Here is an 18761-nt window from a genome sequence, read left to right on the forward strand (position 1 = left end):
GACCCTGCGAAGATGTCCGTTAGTTTCGTCTAGTCCTTGCCATCGCGCTGGCGCAGATAGTCATCCGTCGTCCGCGGCGGCGTTCGTTCGGGAATGCCCTTGAACGGATCGAATTGCTGTTCGCTCATGGCGATGACGCGGCAGTCCGCGCACATCCTGAGTGCCTCGAGCCGCTTGTCGCCGGCCGGATACATCCAGTGCCGGCCTTCGAGCTTGGCGGCGACGCGGTCGATCGTGCTCTTGACGCCGAAGGCTGTGCCGCAGCGGACACAGAGCGCGGGCTCCTCTTCCTTGATGATCACGGCGGGAGCGCGGGCCGCCCGGAAATCGATCTGCGGCTTGAGGCTGATGACGCTTTCCGGACAGGTGCTCTGGCACAGGCCACATTGCACGCAGGCATCCTCGACGAACTTCAGCACGGGCCGCTCGGGATCGTCGCGCAGCGCGCCGGTTGGGCAAACCGAGACGCAAGAGAGGCACAGCGTACAGCCGCTGGTATCAACGCTGATTGCGCCGATCGGCGCACCGGGCGGCAGGGCAATCACGTCGACCGGCTTCGGCGCCAGACGGTGCAGCTCGCTCAGGGCGAACCGCAAAAGGTCGCGCCGCTTGCCGACCGTCTTGAAGGTCGCGTGCGTTGCGACCGCTGCGAGCGCGCCGATATCAGCCAAATGCTCGCCGAGGAAATCGGGATCGTCCGTTTCGATGGTGGCGAGGCGACGGCCCTCGAAGCCGAGGCCACCAACGATCGCTTCGGCCATGCCGATCGTCTGCGTCAGTCCGGTTACATCATGGCGTGGTCTTGCGCGCAGCAGGAACCGTACCGCCGATACGCCATAGGCAAAGGCGCCGACGATCGCCTCCAGCCCGAGTTGGGTGAGTTCGTTGACGGCAAAGGGAAGCACGTTCGCCGGCAGGCCGTCGCCGTATCGCGCCAGGGCTTCGATCAACGGCGTGCCATGCGGGCTGTCATGAAAGAGCAGAACTGCATTCGTGCCACCGGCCTCGTGGTACGTGAGCAGCATGGCTCGAATTCTTTGTAGCTGCGTATCGGCGGGCGGAAGCGCATAGGATGCCGCGCCGGTCGGGCAGGCGGCGGCGCATTGGCCGCAGCCCGCGCAGATGTTCGGATCAATTTCGACATGATTGCCGACGGGCGTGATCGCCCCGGTCGGGCAGAGATCGAGGCAGCGATGGCACCCCGTGCGGTTCGAGCGCGAATGGGCGCAAAGACCGGGCGTAACGTCAACATATCTCGGCTTGTCGAAGCTGCCGACGAGATCACGGGCGGTCAGCACGGCGCGAAGCACCGCGGCGGGATCGTTCGGATCTCCGCGAAGATAGCCGTCGCGCAGCTCGTGTGCAGGAAATAGCGGTTTTCCGCCGGAAAAGTCGAGCACGATGTCGCAGCGCGAGGTGACCCCGCTTCGCGGCGCGTCCAGCACGAAGCGATCGCGCGAGGAGGGGCGGGGACGCGCATAATCGTCGATCGCAAGCTCGAAGGCGCCGAAATGTCCCTTCGCGGAGCGGATCGTGCCCTTCACGATCGGGAAGATCGATGCAGCGGGTGGCACCATCTCATCGAGCTGCTTCAGCATCACCGTGACGTCGAGGTGATCCGCAAGCAGGCGGCCTGCCTCGATCGCAGCCTCATCGCGCCCGTAGACCAGGACCACGCCCTCGCTCGACAAGGTAACGAGCGGATAGTCCGGGGCCGGGATGGGAGCGGATGCGAGCAGGGCGGCCATTTTCGCACCGGCCCTTGCGCCGTCCCGCGACCATCCGGCCGTTTCGCGAATGTTGACGAAGCTGATCGCATCAGGCCGCTCGGCGGCCTCCTCAGCAAACTGCGCGGCCTGCTGCGTGCAAGCGACCGTCAGCGCGCCGCCACCGGCGGCTGCGTTACGGAAGTGATCGAGCTCGGCGCCGCAGAGATGGCGAAAGCCTTTGACGTCGCTGTTGGGGCATCCTCGCCGGATCGTGGTCACGTCGAGACGCATCGTGTCTTCGCACGAGCAGATCAGGACGGTCTTCGATGGCTGCTCCAGGGTAACCCCTCCGCCATTCGGGCGCCGACGACGGACTCGCGCCGGCCCTTCACCTCGTATAGACATTATCCACCGGGAAGAAAAGGAAAGCGGAGGACGGCCTGCCGTCGATCCCAGTGAGCCACGTTTCCCTGGCGGAACCGATCCACCTCCCGCCGCCGTTCACATTGGTGCGGTTGCGCGAGAGTGGCGACGCTTTTGCCCACGCATGCCGCATTGCACCGGAGAGTGGCGCCGGGACGCTCGTCTATGTTGGGCGCTTTGACCTGGCGGAGTTCGCCGTGGTGCTCGAGCCGGCCGAGCCGCTGCGTAGCGCGCGGCGCGCGTTCTACGCCGGCATGGTTGCGCTCACCGATGCCCTGCGCGCCTGTGCGCCGCCGAGCAAGCCGATCGCGATCGGCTGGCCGGACGCCGTCAGGATCAACGGAGGTCTGGTCGGCGGCGGCCGCATGGGATGGCCTCTCGCGGCCGTTGAGGAGGAGCCGCCGCCCTGGCTGGTGTTCGGAGCGATGATCCGGACGATTGCCATGAATGACGACGAGCCGGGTGTTCATCCGCTCGCCTCGGCGCTCGACCAGGAAGGCTTTGGTGAGGCCGGCGCGGCGCAGGTCACGGAGAGCTTTGCCCGGCACCTGATGCTGGCATTCGATGGCTGGCAGGCGGACGGTTTTGACGGCGTCGCGCGCGAATATCTTTCCCGCATGCCGCGCGAGCGGCAGACCGTTCAGCGCATCGACGATCGCGGTGATCTCCTCACGCGCCGGATCGGGATGGGCGCGATCGAACGTGGCGACCTCGTGCAGGCGCTCGCCGCGCCATCCTGGCTCGATCCGGTACGCGGAGGGCCGCGGCTGTGAAGCTCCTGCGTACTATCGCGCTCGATCCCTCCGACACCTTCGTGTTCGACGTGGCGGCGGAGCCGGGTGAATGGGCCGTCTCCGGCGCTTTTCGCTTCTGGGATCGCGGTGGCGGAAAGCTCGAAGGCAAGGAGCGCGCGGCGTTTCGCAGCGGTTTCCTCGGGGTGCAATCCTGGGGCTGGTCGACACTGACGCAGATCGTTCCGGCGACCGAGGAGGATTACCGCAGCCTGGTCGATCTCCTTGCCGGGCAACTCGTCGATCGTTTCGGAGCGCCGGACATGGCGACTGCGAAGACGGCCGCGGAAGAAGAGGTGGCATTTTCGCGGTCGCTCTGCAGCCATCCGATCAGCTCCCTTATTGCGGTGCACCGGACGGCAAACGACGGTGAGGTCCGCGAGTCCTTCCGCCGACTGCAGCTCCGCGAAGGGCATCGGCATGGCAAGGCGTTCTCGTTCATGGAAATGGAGGATGACATCGAGCCTGACAGCGGTCTCAAGCTTGCGCATCTGGGCCGGGGGCCAACCGCCAGATGAACGATTTCTGGATCGCCTGCGGCCATCATCTGCTCGAGCGCGACGAGAGCGGTGGACTGTGCGTCACCGACGAATTCCTCAAGGCCTATATTGCCCGTCCCGAACTGATGCCGCCGGAGGATGCGTGCCCGGTTGAACGCAGGCTGCACCGTGAATTGCTCGCCGACCCGCGCCAACCGGTCAGCGTCGGCGACATCGTCGGGATTGCCGATCCCGACGCCCGGGAGAACTGGCAGTTCGTGCTGGCCTTTCGCGATCTCCTGTTGCGACATCCGACGCTCGAAGCCGCCTATCTTGCATCGGTGCGATCAGGCGCAAACGACCTGCCGCCGCTGTTCGTCAATCAGCTCGTGCATGTCATCCTGCGCAATGCGCTTGATGGTTGCGACGACCCGTTCGTGCTGCGTGCGGCCGAGCTGTTCTTCCGGATGCAGCGGATCCTTCCGCATGAGCAGGCCCTGCTGCTCGGTGACGAGGAGATCGTCGGCGGCCGGAACCCGACCCCGGTGCTCTCGCTGATGTCGATGCTGGGCGCCACCACCGATGCGGTGGTCGACGTGTTGAGCGAGGAGAATGTCGGGGCCTATTGGCAGCGCAGCGACCAGTTCGACATGGCCCTTGACCTCACGGCCGGCGGACGCGGACCAGCCGCGCTGGCGCAGGCGATGACGCGCTGGATCTCCCATCTGCTTGGCATCGACGTCGTGATCGAGCCGCTGCGCGCGTTGCAGGACGCGAAGCTCAGCTGGTATGTCGGGCTCGATGCCGATGCCACCAAGCTCGGCGACCGCCTCTGGCATGGCGAGGAACTCGATCAGCCCAGCGCCGATCGATTACTCGCATTGTTCCGCCTGACCTTTGCGGATTCAAGCCGCGCGCTTGACGATGTCGGGGACGAGCCGGTCTACCTGATTTTGTCGATGACGATGGATCAGAAGCTCCGGTTGAAGCCGCAGAATCTGCTGACCGGGCTGCCGGTGAAGCACCTGGAGATGGTGACATGAGCCCTGCGGCGTCGCCATTGTTGTCCATTGCCATCGGCGTCGTGGTCGAGCGGCGCAAGGCTGACTCGCCCTGGGTCGATTTCGTCTGGCGTGGGATTGCCGTCCTGCCGGACGAGCCGGCCACAAGACCCTGGACCGTGCTTCGCGAGCAGGACGGCACGACGCTGTTCTACGCCGGAAGCGCGACCGTTGATCTCTATCCGTCCGAGACGGCACGCTATCGCGACAATCTCGCTTCCGGCAGTCCGAGCATCTGGACTGTGCTGTCGCCTTCGGAAGGCGCCTGGCCCTACGCCGTCACCGCGGTTACCGCCGATCCCGCGGAGGGCGAGGGTTTTACCGAAGCCGCCGACAATCTCGTCGAGGCCGTGCCGATGCCGGAGGTGCTGCGCGAAATCATTGAAAGGTTCGTGGCCGAGCACCATGTCGAGCGGGAATTCGTCAAGCGCGAGCGGCGCCGCGCCGACCCGGAGGCGCTGGCGCGCCGCGAACATGAAGGCGGACAGGAATGAGTGACGAGGAGTTCCTTGCACGCTGGTCACGCCGCAAGCGCGAGTCGCAGGCGGAACCGGCGGAGCCTGTCGGGCCGCAGCCCACGCCGCCGTCCGAGGCCAAGGACGACGAGAGCGAAGTCGATCTCTCGAGCCTGCCGTCGATCGACGACATCAATGCTGCGACCGACGTCACCGCCTTCCTGAGCAAGGGTATTCCGCAGGAGTTGAGCCGTGCGGCCCTTCGACGCGCCTGGGCGGCCGATCCCGCCATTCGCGACTTCGTCGGGCTCGCCGAGAATGCGTGGGACTTCAACGATCCGACCGCGATGCCGGGTTTTGGGCCACTCGATTGCTCCTCGGAGGAACTGGCCGCACTCGTCGACCGCATCGTCGGCGGGGTGCGTGAGGCGGTCCGGTCTCTCCCCGAGGGGGCGATTGAAACCGCGGATTCTTCAGCGCAATTGCATCAAGCCGATACGACAGCCGTATCCGACGTCGTCGAGCCGCCGGTCGAAGCGGAATGCCCGGCGATCCCTGCTGCAGCGCAACCGACGGTGGCGGACAGATCTGCGGATTTTGCCGAGCCCGTCAGGCCGCGTACGCATGGCGGTGCACTGCCGCACTGAGCAGCACGACCAAAGACTATAGGCCGGGGCTATGGGCGGGCGATTGACGGTTCGTGGAACCAGGATTACGCTTCTCCTTAGTGCTTTGTTAAAAAAGCAATAATCAAGCAGACGGGACTCTTGGATGGGAGGTCCACGTGCGTGATGACGGGCTTGATCGCGCGATCGATGCCGCAGGCGGCATAGCCCAGCTTGCGCGCAAAATCGGCATCAGCCAGCCGTCCGTCTCGAACTGGACTCGCGTGCCCGCACAACGGGTGATTGCAGTCGAAACCGCCACCGGCGTTCCTCGCAACGACCTGCGGCCCGATCTCTACAGCGAACAAGTCGTCCCCCCAGAGCTCGTCGATCCCGTCGATGCTGCGCGTGCGCAGGAATACGCGCTGCTGGCAACGCTGCTGTCTGCGCCGCCGTCGAGACGATTGCTTGACCGGCTTGCCGCACTGACTGGTGATGCAACGCCACTCGGGCGCGCGCATGTGACGCTCGCCGACGCCGCCTCGAGCACCGTTGCAGCGAAGGTCGAGCGCGAATATTTCGATCTGTTCGTGGGGCTCGGTCGCGGCGAATTGCTGCCTTACGCCTCCTATTATCTCACCGGCTTCCTCAACGAACGGCCATTGTCGCGCCTGCGTGCGGACCTGGCGAGGCTCGGCATCGAGCGGGTTGCCAACAATTCCGAACCCGAGGATTCCGCCGCCATCCTGTGCGAGATCATGTCGGGCCTTGCCGACGGACACTTCGGCGTCTCGTCCGAGGCCCAGCGCGCCTTCTTCGAAAAACATGTGTCGCCCTGGATGGCGCGGCTGTTCGCCGACATCGAGAGCGCCGGGAACGCCCGTTTCTATCGGGCGGTCGGCGCGCTCGGTCGCACCTTCATCGGGATCGAGACGGAAGCATTCACATTCGCCAACTGATCGACGCGCGTCGGTCCGGGAGAGATGCGATGAGTGAAGAAACCAAAGCCAAGGTCGGACGCCGCGACTTCTTGCGTAAGGTCGGCATCGGCACGGTCGGCGCCGGCGCGACGCTCGCGACGCCGTTGGTCGGCTCGGCGCAGGCGGACAGCGAGAAGGACGATGAGAAGCGCAAGGCGCGCTACAAGGAATCCGACCACGTGAAGGCCTATTACCGCGTCAATCGCTATCCGGCTTGAGAGGGAGGCTGCCCGTGCTTATCAAGCGAACACACCAGCGTTCCGATCACCGCGGCACCGTCGCGAACACCCTGGCAAGCCAGACCACCGGTCTCGACCGCCGCACCTTCCTGCGCCGGTCCGGTCTTGCGGGTGGCGCGCTCGCGGCACTCGGCGCCATGCCGGTTTCAGGCGTGCGCAAAGCGGAAGCGGCCGTGGCGGGTCCGCTGACCGTCGGCGCCACCGTCAAGAAGAGCATCTGCACGCATTGCTCGGTCGGATGCACCGTGACCGCGGAGGTATTGAACGGGGTCTGGATCGGCCAGGAGCCGAGCTGGGAGTCTCCCATCAATCGCGGATCGCATTGCGCGAAGGGCGCTTCCGTGCGCGAGCTGGTGCACAGCGAGCGGCGTCTGCGCTATCCGATGAAGCTCGTGAATGGCCAATGGACGCGCGTCTCCTGGGACACCGCGATCAATGAGATCGGTGACAAGATCCTCGAGGTTCGCGAAAAATCGGGCCCGGATTCCGTCTATTGGCTCGGCTCGGCCAAGATGACCAATGAAGGCTCTTATCTGTTCCGCAAGCTCGGGGCGTTCTGGGGCACCAATAACACCGACCATCAGGCACGCATCTGCCATTCGACCACGGTCACCGGCGTCGCCAATACGTGGGGCTACGGCGCGATGACCAATAGCTACAACGATATTCGCAATGCCAAGACCCAGATGATCATGGGAGGCAATCCGGCGGAGGCGCATCCGGTTTCGTTGCAGCATCTGCTCGAGGGCAAGGAGCTGCAAAAGGCCAACTTCATCGTCATCGACCCGCGTATGACGCGCACCGCCGCGCACGCGACGGAATACGTGCGGATGCGTCCGGGCACCGACATTCCGGTGCTCTATGGCATCATGTGGCACATCCTCCAGAACGGCTGGGAGGACAAGGAATTCATCCAGCAGCGCGTCTACGGCTTCGACGATCTCCGCAAGGAAGTGGAGAAATGGAATCCGCAAGAGGTCGAGCGCGTCACCGGCATTCCCGGCGAACAGCTCAAGCGGGTGGCCAAGATGTTCGCCACCGAGAAGCCGTCGACACTGATCTGGGCCATGGGCCAGACCCAGAAGACCGTCGGCACAGCCAATGTGCGCGCGAGCTGCATCCTGCTGCTCATGACCGGCAATGTCGGCGGACGGGGCATGGGCGCCAATATCTTCCGCGGCCACGATAACGTGCAGGGCGCGACCGATGTCGGACTCGATATCGTGACGTTGCCGTTCTACTACGGCCTTGCCGAGGGCGCCTGGAAGCACTGGTCGCGGGTCTGGGAAGTTGACTACGAATTCCTGAAGTCGCGCTTTGATTCCAAGCAGATCATGGAAACTCCCGGCATTCCGCTGACCCGCTGGTTCGAGGCGGTGACGCTGCCGAAAGATCAAGTCGCTCAGAAGGACAATGTGCGGGCCGTGTTCGTTCAGGGACACGCCAGTAACAGCATCACGCGCATTCCGGAGTCTCTCAAGGGCCTGAAGGCGCTGGAGCTGCTTGTCATTGCCGACCCGCATCCCACGACCTGGGCTTCGCTGGCGGTGGAGGCCGGCCGCAAGGATGGCATCTACATTCTTCCGGTGGCCACGCAATTCGAGTGCAAGGGATCCCGGGTCGCCTCGAACCGCTCGCTGCAATGGGGCGAGCAGATCGTGAAGCCGATCTTCGAATCCAAGGACGACCTCGAGATCATCTATCTGGTGGCCAAGAAGCTCGGCTTCGCCGACCAGATGTTCAAGAAGATCAAGGTCGAGAACAACCTGCCTGAGGCGGAAGATGTGCTGCGCGAGATGAACCGTGGCAGCTGGTCGACCGGCTATTGTGGCCAGTCGCCGGAGCGGCTCAAGGCGCACATGAAGAACCAGGCGAAGTTCGACATGCTGACGATGCGCGCGCCCAAGGACGATCCCGAGGTCGGCGGCGATTATTACGGCCTGCCGTGGCCCTGCTGGGGCTCTCCGGAAGTCAAGCATCCCGGCACGCCGCTGCTCTACAACACCAATCTCGCGGTGATGGACGGCGGCGGCACGTTCCGGCCACGCTTCGGCATCGAGCGCGAAGAGAAGCTGCCGGACGGAACCACGCGCAAGGTCAGCCTGCTGGCCGACAAATCCTATTCCAAGGATTCCGAGATCCAGGACGGCTATCCCGAATTCACGCTGGCGAGCCTGAAGAAGCTCGGCTGGGACACCGATCTCACCGAAGCGGAGATGGCCACGATCATGAAGGTCAATCCGACCAATCCGGATTCGGTGTCGTGGTCGCTCGATCTCTCGGGCGGCATCCAGCGGGTCGCGCTCAAGCATGGCTGCGTGCCTTATGGCAATGGCAAGGCTCGCATGAACGCCTTCGGCCTGCCTGATCCGATTCCGGTCCATCGCGAGCCGATCTACACGCCACGCGTCGACCTCGTCGAGAAATACCCGACGCTGCCCGATGCCAAGCAGTTCCGCATGCCCAATATTGGCTTCTCGGTGCAGAAGGCTGCCGTGGAGAGGGGGATTGCCAAGCAGTTCCCGCTCATCCTCTCCTCGGGCCGTCTGGTCGAGTATGAGGGCGGTGGCGAGGAGACGCGTACCAATCCGTGGCTTGCTGAACTGCAGCAGGACATGTTCATCGAGATCAATCCGGCCGATGCTGCCGATCGCGGCGTCAAGGACGGCGGCTGGGTCTGGGTCACGGGCGCGGAGAACAATTCCAGGGCGAGGATGAAGGCGCTCGTCACCGAGCGCGTCGGCAAGGGCGTCGCCTGGATGCCTTTCCATTTCGGCGGCTGGCTGGGAGGCAAGGATCTTCGCAGCGCCTACCCGAAGGGGACTGATCCGATCGTTCTTGGCGAAAGCGCGAACACCATCACCACCTACGGATACGATCCCGCGACGGGTATGCAGGAGCCCAAGGTCACGCTTTGCCAGATCGCGGCGGCATAAGGAGCAACGACGATGGCCCGTATGAAATTCCTCTGCGACGCCGACCGCTGCATCGAATGCAATGCCTGCGTCACTGCTTGCAAGAACGAGCATGAGGTGCCCTGGGGCATCAACCGGCGCCGCGTCGTCACCATCAATGACGGCAAGCCGGGCGAGCGCTCGATCTCGATGGCCTGCATGCATTGCACCGACGCGCCTTGCGCGGCGGTGTGTCCGGTGAACTGCTTCTACACCACCGCCGATGGCGTAGTGCTGCATTCCAAGGATCTCTGCATCGGCTGCGGGTATTGCTTCTACGCCTGTCCGTTCGGCGCGCCGCAATATCCGAAGGTCGGAAACTTCGGCTCGCGCGGCAAGATGGACAAATGCACCTACTGCGCCGGCGGCCCGGAGGCCGACGGCAGCAAGGAGGAATACGAGAAGTACGGCGCGAACCGCCTGGCGGAGGGCAAGCTGCCGCTGTGTGCCGAAATGTGCTCGACCAAGTCGCTGCTCGCCGGCGACGGTGAGATCATTGCCCAGATCTACAAGGAGCGCGTCATGAAGCGCGGCTACGGCTCGGGCGCGTGGGGCTGGACGACCGCGTATCGCGAGACGATCGAATCCTGAAATGGACAGCCGAAGGGCGCGCAACACCGGGAGGACGTGATGGCGTCATTTGAGAGGATCATTCGCCTGGCTTTCGGCGCGTGCGCGCTGCTTCTCTTGGTCATGGCGGCGCCCGCAAGTGCTCAGCAGGTCAATCCGACCGCGAGTGCGGTCAAGGAGCAGCAGCTTCTGCAGGAGCTCAACCGGATCCAGGGTCGCGTCAGCATTCCCGATCAGCGGTCCGGCGTTCTCGAGCAACCGCAGGGGCGGGAATGGCGGGAGTTCCGCAATGTGACATTGCGCTGGGTCGGCGGCGTTGCCATCCTTGGCATGATCGCGATCATCGTGATCTTCTATCTCACGGTCGGGATGGTACGTCTCCAAGCCGGACGGTCGGGCCGCACCATCGTGCGCTTCAACATGTTTGAACGCTTCGTGCACTGGATGACCGCGAGTTGCTTCATTGTCCTGGCCATTTCCGGGCTGAACATCACGTTCGGGCGGCCATTGCTGCTGCCGCTGATCGGCTTCGAAGCTTTCTCCGAATGGTCGCAATGGGCAAAGTACGCCCACAACTATCTGAGCTTCCCGTTCACCATCGGCGTCGTCCTGATCTTCCTGATGTGGATCGGCGGCAATATCCCGAACAAGGTGGATGTTGATTGGGCCAGGCGCGGCGGCGGCCTGATCGGTCACGATCATCCGCCGGCCTATCGCTTCAATGCCGGCCAGAAGATGATCTACTGGATCGTCGTGATCGGCGGCGGTCTGGTTGCAATCACGGGGTACGCGCTGATGTTCCCGTTCTATATGACCGGGATCGAGGCCATGCAGATGGCCCAGATCGTCCACTCCATTGTGGCCGTGCTGTTTGTCGCGGCGATGATCGGGCACATCTATATTGGCACCATCGGAATGGAAGGTGCGTTCGAGGCGATGGGCTCAGGCGAGGTCGACGTCAACTGGGCGCGCGAACACCACAGCCTCTGGCTCGACGAGCAGATGGCGCGAACGGGACCGAACGACGGACGGCCGCACCCCGCAACCGCGGCGGCCGAGTAAAACGGGACGGCCTGAGAGCGGACGGTGCGCTCTACTGAGCCGGCTCTTTCGCAAACAGGACAGAGCGGTCCTGCATCTCCTGTTCGGGGAGCTTGCCAGACTGAGCCGTCTGCAGTTCCTGGATGGATGGCATGCCGCTCTGACCGAAATGGAGCAGTGCGTGCGATCTGAGCACATTGGTGGCCGCACCGGCGACAACCAAGGCTGCAATGAGCGAGAGCATGAGGCGTTTCATGCGCATCTCCGTCTGCCATTTCCACCCGATACGACGGATACACGCAGATTGTCTCGCGCGATGTGAGCCACTTCACAGCTAGCGGTTCCACAGTCGTTGAAGCAACCCGGCGGCAGATGGGCGCCGAATGCCGGCGTTAGCTCAGGCTTGGTCTCGGAGCAGACCCTTAGGGTTGCTGCTTGATGGAGAGAGCAGGGAGCGCCGCTTTCGGCGCAGAGCGACGGTTCGGAAGCATCGCCCCAACATCAAAGCTCCGCACCGCTGCGCGAGACGAGCCGCGTCCGACTGGCGTGCCTGAACCGCGACCGGCAGCATGGCGATGTCATTGACATCGGCTCATTCATCGACCGTCGCTGGTCGTCAATCCGAACCTGCTCGGCGACGGCGCCTACGGCGCGGCCAAGGCCGGCGTGAAGAACTTCATGACCTCCCTGCACAACGCTTATCGTAACCAGGGCATTCGCGCGACCACCATCCTGCCGGGCGAGACCGATACGCCGATCATGGACAATCGCGCGCGGCCGCCGCTTGAAAGTGAGTTCGCGGGAGGCAAACTTTGGCGCGATGCGCTGGTTCGTCAGGCCACGATCTCGAAAGCGGCTCCGGCCGCGTCGATCAGATGGACCCGTTCGATGCCGGTCTTCGGCAGCAGCGAGCGGATCTGCGCTTCCGGCATCAGGCTGAAGGCGGTGGACAGCGCGTCAGCCGCAGTGGCACTGGCTGCGACCGTGGTGACGCTGCGATAGAGGCTGGCGCAGCCGCCATTGGTCGGATCGAACAGGTGGTTGAAGCGGCCCGCGGGATCGAACCGGAACCCGTAGCCGCCCGACGTCGACACCGCGCGATCCACAATCCGGAACGTCGTCTGGATTCGACCGGCATGGCTGGGATCGGCGATTCCGATCTCCCACGCGGTGCCATCCGGTCGCGATCCGATCGTCCGGGTCTCGCCCATGTCGACGAGGCTCTGCGTGATTCCCTGTGAGCGCAACAGATCGACGATCTTGTCGGTGACAAAGCCCTGCGCGATGCCGTTGAGCGTGAGCTCGGCACCCCTCGGCAGAACGATGCGATCCCGTCTGATCGACATGCGCTGATAGCCGACATGGCTGAGCGCCGCCGTCACCGCCGTCTGCGGCGGACCGGCGGGGTTCGCTCCCGCAGTCGAAAAGTGCTCGACATAGAGCTTCCACAGCGGCTGCACGGTCGGATCGAACATCCCGTTCGTCAATTCGGCGTAGCGGCGTGCGTCCGAGAGCAGATCGACCAGCTCCGGCGCCCGGTCGACCAGGATTCCGGTCCGGTTCAATTCGACCAGCGCGGAGTCCGGCAAATAGAGGCTGAACAGGCGCTCAAGGCGCCGAGCTTCAGAGCACGCCGCCGCGATCAGGCGTTCCGCTTCGGCTCTTTCCTGATGATGGATCTTCAGGGTTGCGGTCGCGCCCAGCATCGTGCCGTGCCAGATCGCGGCATCCGTATTCTTCGAAGTTGCGGCACGTCCGAGTGGCGTGAGCCCCAGGCCTGCCGCTGCGGCGCTGATGTTGATGAACCGTCGTCGAGAAAGCATTCGCATGATGACGCTCTCCTCAATCGGCCGGACCGCGCCCGGAAACGCCATCGAGCGGTGTATTCTCGTCGCCCGATCCGAGCACATAGGCGCGCGGCACGTCTGCGAATGCGACGATGCGTCCACCGTTCTCGGCGACGAACGTCTCTGCCGCCGACCTTTCCGAGAACGGCACCGCCTCGTCGCCGCCCATGCCGCCCTTGACCCGGCTCCCGATCACGAACTGCGCCTTGCGTGCCTCGATCCAATTGTCGGCGCCGGGTTTGTCCCAGTTCGGTGCCTTGCCCATGTCGGAGACGTAGATCGCCTGGATGTCCTTGGGCTCGTCCGGCAGCATGGTGAAGGCGAGGGTGTCCCGAACGGATGAGAACCACACGGGCTCGATCAGGCTGGCAGCGAAGATCTGTCCTTTCGGTCCAGGATGCTCGAGCACATTCATGCCGCAGTAGTGGCCGATCAGTTCTGCCGTCATTCTGTGGGGCGACGGCACCCGCGCCGCCTGCTTGTCGTCGCAGCCGACAAGCAGGAACGGAAGTACGATCGCCAGCATCAAGCGCTTCATAGCTCCCTCCGTGAGAAGGCGAACGCGGCGAGGACCAATGGAATGAAGGTCCAGGACAGCAGCGCGATCAAGAGCATCTGGGACGAGAGGGTCGTGCTCTGTGCCAGTCCCGCCATGCCTGCAAACGTGCTGACATTGGCGAAACCCGTCAGGTTGAGCAATCGATAGACGTCCGTCGGGTTCAGCAGCAGCAACGCATCGAGTCCGACCGCCGAAAGGGTCCGTCCCTGATCCACCGCGAGCAGCCCGAGCAGCGCCATGTCGTAGATCAGAACCAGAAGCAACCATAGACCGATGCAGATGCCGGCGGCGGTGCCGCGGTCTCGTACCAGCGCGCTGACGAGATAGCCGATCGCGACGAATACGGCGCCCAGCAACACCGACGAGCCGATCATCGCTGCGAAGGCCGCGAAGCTGTCGGAATCGATCCGGTTGCCGGCGGCGACCAGGGCTGCGGCGGCGATGCCGTAGCCGAGGCAGGTCGCGAACGCGAGAACCGCGAGGTGGCCGAGAAACTTCCCGAGGAGCACCTGCCAGCGGGCGACCGGATAGCTCAGCAACAGGAGCATGGTGCCGCGCTCCATGTCGCCGACGATGGCATCATGCGAGATCAAGAGCGCGATCAGCGGAATCAGGAAGATCGTCAGACTGGAAAGGCTGACGATCACGACGTCGAGGGCGCGGACGCCGAGCGTGCCTGTCGGAGCGCTGCCCAAAAATGTCAGCGACAGCGCCAGTGCGGCGAGCAGCAGGGTCGAGGCGAGGACCCATCTGTTCCGGACCGCCTGGTGGATCTCCTTGCGTGCGATGATCAGGGCATTCATGGCGTCCGCTCCGCCTGTCGCAGGAAATGCGCGTAGAGTTCGTCGAGCGTCGGTGGGATCACGTCGAGATCCTCCACCTCGGTTCCCGACGCGGTGGCCCTGTGCAGCAGCTCGATCTTTCGTTCGGGCTCCGTGTCGATCTCGACAATGTGACCGTTCAGACGCCGGGACGGCGCGTCGGCCGGCAGCCAGGACGGCAACTCGCCGGGCGAGAGGCCGGCGACCTTCAATCGTATCTTGATCGGCAGCCGGGCGATGTTACGCAGCGCTTCGATTGATCCGTCCGCGACCTTGATGCCGCGGTTCATGATGATGACCCGCCCGGCGCGCTCCTCGAGTTCGGTCAGGGCGTGGGAGGACAGCAGGACCGTGGTGCCCGCGGCCGCAAGGCGCTGAATCACGTCGTAGAAGGTCTGACGCAGTTCGGGGTCTAGTCCTGTCGTCGGCTCGTCCAGCAGAAGCACCCGGGGATGCCCGATGAGAGCCTGAGCGAGACCCAGGCGTTGGCGCATGCCTTTGGAATAAGTGCCGACGCGTCGACGCGATGCATCGCCCAGGCCGACGTTGTCGAGGAGATCCAGCGCGCGGGCCACGGGCTCCCGCTTGAGCCTGGCGTAGAACGCCTGGGTCTCGCGGCCGGTGAGGGCGGTATCGAACGAGACGTTCTCCGGGAGGTAGCCGAGTTGACGCCGGCCGGCGAATTGTCCCGCCGCGGGATTGTCGCCGAGGACCTCGATCGCTCCGCTGGTCGGACGGATCAATCCCAGCATCAGCTTCATCAGCGTGGTCTTGCCTGCGCCGTTATGGCCGATCAGCGCGACGAGTTCGCCCTGGTCCAGCTCGAACGAAGCGCTGCGGACGGCTTTGACGCTGCCGTAGTCCTTGATGACGTCACTGATGCGCACCGTCTTGGTCATCGGGCCTCCTCGGCCGTACGGCGCACGGGTGGAGATATGAGAGGGTGGCTGTCGACGACGCCCCCCGGCAGCAGGGCCGGGAATTGCGCCTGCGCCCAGCGGATCACCTGGACGGCGGGGCTGTTGATGAGGAGCTTTGCGGCGGGCGCCGTCCACAGCACGCGATCGATGAGGTCGTTCGGCCGGTACGCCGTGTCGGCGATTCCGTCGCCGTTGAGGTCGAACGCCGGATTGTCGCTCCAGTAGTTGCCGCGCCCGCCGGTCGACCAGTCCAAATGCCGGGTGCCGACGTATTTTACCTGGTTGGCATTGTTGACGAAGGCGTTGCCGGTGATTTCGTTGCCTTCGGAGCCGGCGGTGAAGTGCACGCCGATGGCGCAGCGCTCGAACCAATTGTTGCGGAACTTGTTGTGATTTGTGTTGTAGATGAACACGCATTTCTCCGGACCGTTCCGAAGATTGCGATCCCGCTTCGCCTGCGGAAGCATGCCTCGCTCGTCGTCCGGACCGTCTTCCGCCTTGACCGTCATCGTGCTTAGCGGGCCACCCGTCACCCGGTTGCCGTCGATCTCGGCATAGTTCGCGTAGTTGAACAGGAGCCCGTGGTCGCGATCGTGATCGGAGATGTTGTTGCGGATCACCAGCCGGTTCGAATACATGATGGCATAGCCGACATGGTTGCCGATCGAAACGTTGCCGCTGACTTCGCTGTCGTTGGTGTACATGTAGTGGACCGCGAAGCGGACCTGCTCGAAGCGGTTGTTGACGAAGCGATCCTTGCGGCTTGAAATCGAGAAGATGCCGTCGCGGCCGTAGCGGAAGGTGTTGTCTGCGATGGTGACGTCTGGCGCATTCCAAAGCGAGATGCCGTTGCCGGCCTCGCTGAGGCGCCAGCCACGCAATCCCTCGATCTCGTTGTGGACGACCCGCGAGCCTTGCGCGCCATGCACATAGACGCCGAACAGGTTCCCAACCAGATGGTTGTTTTCGACCTTCGCGCGTTCGGCGGTCTTCTGAAGGAAGATTCCGGAATTCATCGCCTGCAGATCTCGCCCTGATCCTCGGATGGTCAGGCCGCGGACAGTGACATCGGGTGCGCTGACGGTGATGACATTGTCGGTGCCGTCGCCATCGAGCACGGCGCCCCCGGTCCCGACCAGCGCCAAAGGACGGTCGATCCGGACAGAGCCGTGATATTCACCCGGGGCAAGTTCGACGACGTCGCCGGCGCGCGCGCCATCCAGCAACGCTTGCAGCGGCCGGCCCGGCACAGCCGTCAAGGTCTCCGCGTCGGCGAAGCCGGCAAATCCGGCGGCGACCAGCGCCGCCGGAAACATGTGTGACAAGAGGCCCACGAGGTCGCTCCGATCAGACCGACTTCGGTTCGACGAACATGCGGCCCTTCATCTCCATGTGCATGGCATGGCAGAACCAGGAGCAGTAGTACCAGTAGACGCCCGGTTTATCGGCCGTGAACGTCACGGACGCCGTCGCCATCGGTGCGATCTCCATCTGGATGCCGTAGTTCACGATGCAGAAGCCGTGCGTCAGGTCCTCGACCGCGTCGATATTGGTGATGAAGACGGTCACCTCGTCACCCTGTTTGACCTGGAACTGATCGAGGCCGAAGGCCGGCGCTGTCGCCGTCATGTAGACGCGGACCTTATTGCCATCCCGAATGAGCTTGGAATCGCCCTCGAGGTTGATTCCATCGGCCTTGGCCTGCTTCACCGCGTCCGCGAACATCGGGTCTGCACGGTCGAAGATCGAGATCGGATTGATCTTGGAGCGGTGGACGATGGTCGCATCATGCGGCTCGGCGAAGCTCGGGCCATCGTGGACCAGAATCATCTTGTCTCCGGAGATGTCGATGAGCTGGTCATTCTCGGGCTTCAGCGGACCGACGTTGAGGAAGCGATCCTTGGAGAACTTGTTCAGCGAGATCAGCCACTTTCCGTCGGCCTCCTTGGTCTGTCCCATTGAGGAGTGGTTGTGACCGGGCTGGTAGTGCACGTCGATCTTCTGGATGATCGGATCGACCTTCTCGCCCTTGAACGCGCGTTTGGCGAGCTCGATGTTCCATTTGCAGACCTGGCTGTCGAGGAACAGCGTGGTATAGGCGTTGCCCTTGCCGTCGTAGGCGGTATGCAACGGGCCGAGGCCAAGCTCCGGCTCGGCGACGACGACGTCGCGCGGCTTGATCTTGTCGTCGAACAGCTGGTCGAACAGGCGCACGTCCATCACGGTCACGGTGGGCGAGAGCTTTCCGGCGGCGACGACATGGATACCGTCGGGAGCCGTGTTCATGCCGTGCGGATTGTTCGAGACCGGAACGTAGCGGGTATAGGGCGAGCCCTTCCGGCCGTCGATCACCGGCACGCCGTTCATTTCCTTGAAGTCGCCCTTCTTGACCGCCTCTTCGATCCGCTTGATGTTGAAGATGACGACCCAATCCTGCTCGTTGGCCGTCATTTCGGCCAGCGTCACGCCTTCCTCGCCGTTGTAGCAGGTCGCGAAGCAATATTTGCCTTGATAGTCGGCGTCGACGTTGTCCAGATTGCCGCTCACCATCACCTGCCAGGCCACCTTCATGGTGTCGCCGTCGAGCGCGGTGAAGATGGAGTGGTATTCCTTCGCATTGTCCAGGATCTTGCCGTCGTTCGGCAACGGTACACCATCCTCGCCGTTGGCGAACACGTAGCCGGTGCGCGGATATTTCTGCAATCGCAGGCCGTGGACCGTGTGCTGGTTCGGCAGTTCGACGATCTTGTCGCATTTCATGATGTCGAGCCGCACGCGCGCGACGCGACTGTTGGCCTTGTCGTTCATGAAGGCATAACGGCCGTCATAGGTGCCGTCGGTGAAAGAGATGTGCGGATGGTGGAGGTCGCCGTTCATGAACGTGCCGCCGCGGTTCTTGAGGAATTCGCGGGTCGCGGGCTGCATCCCTTCCGTCAGGACCTTGAGGCTTTCATTGGTCTGGCCCCAACCCGTCGCGCTGCACCGGTTGAAGACCGGCACGCGCATCAGTTCGCGCATTGACGGAAGGCCGATGATCCGCATCTCTCCGGATTGGCCGCTCGAGAAGAACACGTAATATTCGTCGAGCTCGCCGGGCGCGACCTCGGCCTTCTGCACGGCCGGCCGTGCAGCCGGGGCTTTCGGTGCGGCCGCCTTGGTCTGCGCGTCCGCGGGCGAGACGAAGACGCCGCCGTCCTTCAGCGCCGCTCCGCCAGCCAGGCCAACGCCCGCTGCGGCCGCCGTAGTTCCCAGCACAGTTCGTCGGCTGACGCCCTTTGCTTTTTCGTTCTCGCTCATGATTGCCTCC

At 63.8% G+C, this 18761-nt stretch carries 18 protein-coding genes and 1 pseudogene; 11 read left to right on the forward strand and 8 right to left on the reverse strand.

Features of this window, described 5'->3' with window-relative positions; translation table 11 throughout:
* Window positions 1–29 precede the first annotated feature (29 nt).
* Window positions 30–2000, reverse strand: coding sequence for a 4Fe-4S binding protein (locus tag RAD15_RS22040; RefSeq protein ID WP_458180279.1), 1971 nt, complete (start codon window positions 1998–2000; stop codon window positions 30–32).
* Window positions 2001–2218: 218 nt separating this feature from the next.
* Between RAD15_RS22040 and RAD15_RS22045 the strand changes: the two genes are divergently transcribed.
* From RAD15_RS22045 to RAD15_RS22090, 10 genes are all read left to right on the forward strand, one after another.
* Window positions 2219–2905, forward strand: coding sequence for a biotin/lipoate--protein ligase family protein (locus RAD15_RS22045; RefSeq protein ID WP_458180280.1), 687 nt, complete (start codon window positions 2219–2221; stop codon window positions 2903–2905).
* Window positions 2902–3441: a DUF6505 family protein gene (locus tag RAD15_RS22050; protein WP_458180281.1), complete on the forward strand. Its 540-nt coding sequence runs from the start codon at window positions 2902–2904 to the stop codon at window positions 3439–3441. The genes RAD15_RS22045 and RAD15_RS22050 overlap by 4 nt, the downstream gene beginning before the upstream one ends.
* Window positions 3438–4445: a DUF6352 family protein gene (locus RAD15_RS22055; protein ID WP_458180282.1), complete on the forward strand. Its 1008-nt coding sequence runs from the start codon at window positions 3438–3440 to the stop codon at window positions 4443–4445. The genes RAD15_RS22050 and RAD15_RS22055 overlap by 4 nt, the downstream gene beginning before the upstream one ends.
* Window positions 4442–4957 carry a DUF3305 domain-containing protein gene (locus RAD15_RS22060; RefSeq protein WP_458180283.1) on the forward strand — a complete coding sequence of 172 codons (516 nt, stop codon included), beginning with the start codon at window positions 4442–4444 and terminating at the stop codon, window positions 4955–4957. The genes RAD15_RS22055 and RAD15_RS22060 overlap by 4 nt, the downstream gene beginning before the upstream one ends.
* Window positions 4954–5565, forward strand: a complete 612-nt coding sequence (locus tag RAD15_RS22065; protein WP_458180284.1) for a DUF3306 domain-containing protein — start codon at window positions 4954–4956, stop codon at window positions 5563–5565. Before RAD15_RS22060 ends, RAD15_RS22065 begins: the two co-directional genes overlap by 4 nt.
* A gap of 137 nt (window positions 5566–5702) precedes the next feature.
* Window positions 5703–6482, forward strand: a complete 780-nt coding sequence (locus RAD15_RS22070) for a molecular chaperone TorD family protein (protein ID WP_458180285.1) — start codon at window positions 5703–5705, stop codon at window positions 6480–6482.
* Between the two features lie 29 nt (window positions 6483–6511).
* Entirely contained in the window at window positions 6512–6721 is a 210-nt protein-coding gene (locus RAD15_RS22075; RefSeq protein WP_458180286.1) for a twin-arginine translocation signal domain-containing protein, read from the forward strand.
* Between the two features lie 14 nt (window positions 6722–6735).
* Complete coding sequence (locus RAD15_RS22080) at window positions 6736–9678, forward strand: formate dehydrogenase subunit alpha (protein WP_458180287.1); 2943 nt, start codon at window positions 6736–6738, stop codon at window positions 9676–9678.
* A gap of 12 nt (window positions 9679–9690) precedes the next feature.
* Window positions 9691–10287: a formate dehydrogenase FDH3 subunit beta gene (gene fdh3B / locus RAD15_RS22085; RefSeq protein ID WP_458180288.1), complete on the forward strand. Its 597-nt coding sequence runs from the start codon at window positions 9691–9693 to the stop codon at window positions 10285–10287.
* A gap of 39 nt (window positions 10288–10326) precedes the next feature.
* A complete protein-coding gene (locus RAD15_RS22090) occupies window positions 10327–11328 on the forward strand; it encodes a formate dehydrogenase subunit gamma (protein WP_458180289.1) in 1002 nt (333 codons plus the stop codon).
* Between the two features lie 31 nt (window positions 11329–11359).
* On the opposite strand, the gene RAD15_RS22095 is transcribed toward RAD15_RS22090, so the two are convergent.
* Window positions 11360–11563: a hypothetical protein gene (locus tag RAD15_RS22095; protein ID WP_458180290.1), complete on the reverse strand. Its 204-nt coding sequence runs from the start codon at window positions 11561–11563 to the stop codon at window positions 11360–11362.
* A 356-nt stretch (window positions 11564–11919) separates the two neighbouring features.
* On the opposite strand from RAD15_RS22095, the pseudogene RAD15_RS22100 reads away from it, so the two are divergent.
* Window positions 11920–12108: pseudogene (locus RAD15_RS22100) on the forward strand (SDR family NAD(P)-dependent oxidoreductase); the annotation flags it as partial.
* A gap of 32 nt (window positions 12109–12140) precedes the next feature.
* Here the strand turns inward: RAD15_RS22100 and RAD15_RS22105 are convergent.
* Genes RAD15_RS22105 through nosZ form a run of 6 tightly spaced genes read right to left on the reverse strand, consistent with a single transcriptional unit; the run spans window position 12141 to window position 18751 of the window.
* Complete coding sequence (locus RAD15_RS22105) at window positions 12141–13139, reverse strand: FAD:protein FMN transferase (protein ID WP_458180427.1); 999 nt, start codon at window positions 13137–13139, stop codon at window positions 12141–12143.
* A 10-nt stretch (window positions 13140–13149) separates the two neighbouring features.
* Entirely contained in the window at window positions 13150–13692 is a 543-nt protein-coding gene (locus tag RAD15_RS22110; protein ID WP_458180291.1) for a nitrous oxide reductase accessory protein NosL, read from the reverse strand.
* A complete protein-coding gene (locus tag RAD15_RS22115) occupies window positions 13689–14516 on the reverse strand; it encodes an ABC transporter permease (RefSeq protein WP_458180292.1) in 828 nt (275 codons plus the stop codon). Before RAD15_RS22115 ends, RAD15_RS22110 begins: the two co-directional genes overlap by 4 nt.
* The gene (locus RAD15_RS22120) at window positions 14513–15433 is read right to left on the reverse strand and encodes an ABC transporter ATP-binding protein (protein WP_458180293.1); all 921 of its coding nucleotides are present in this window, start codon (window positions 15431–15433) and stop codon (window positions 14513–14515) included. Before RAD15_RS22120 ends, RAD15_RS22115 begins: the two co-directional genes overlap by 4 nt.
* Window positions 15430–16770, reverse strand: a complete 1341-nt coding sequence (locus RAD15_RS22125) for a nitrous oxide reductase family maturation protein NosD (RefSeq protein ID WP_458180428.1) — start codon at window positions 16768–16770, stop codon at window positions 15430–15432. The genes RAD15_RS22120 and RAD15_RS22125 overlap by 4 nt, the downstream gene beginning before the upstream one ends.
* A 31-nt stretch (window positions 16771–16801) precedes the next feature.
* Window positions 16802–18751, reverse strand: coding sequence for a TAT-dependent nitrous-oxide reductase (nosZ, locus tag RAD15_RS22130; RefSeq protein WP_458180294.1), 1950 nt, complete (start codon window positions 18749–18751; stop codon window positions 16802–16804).
* Between the last annotated feature and the right edge of the window lie 10 nt (window positions 18752–18761).

Source organism: Bradyrhizobium sp. 14AA (genome assembly GCF_054185205.1).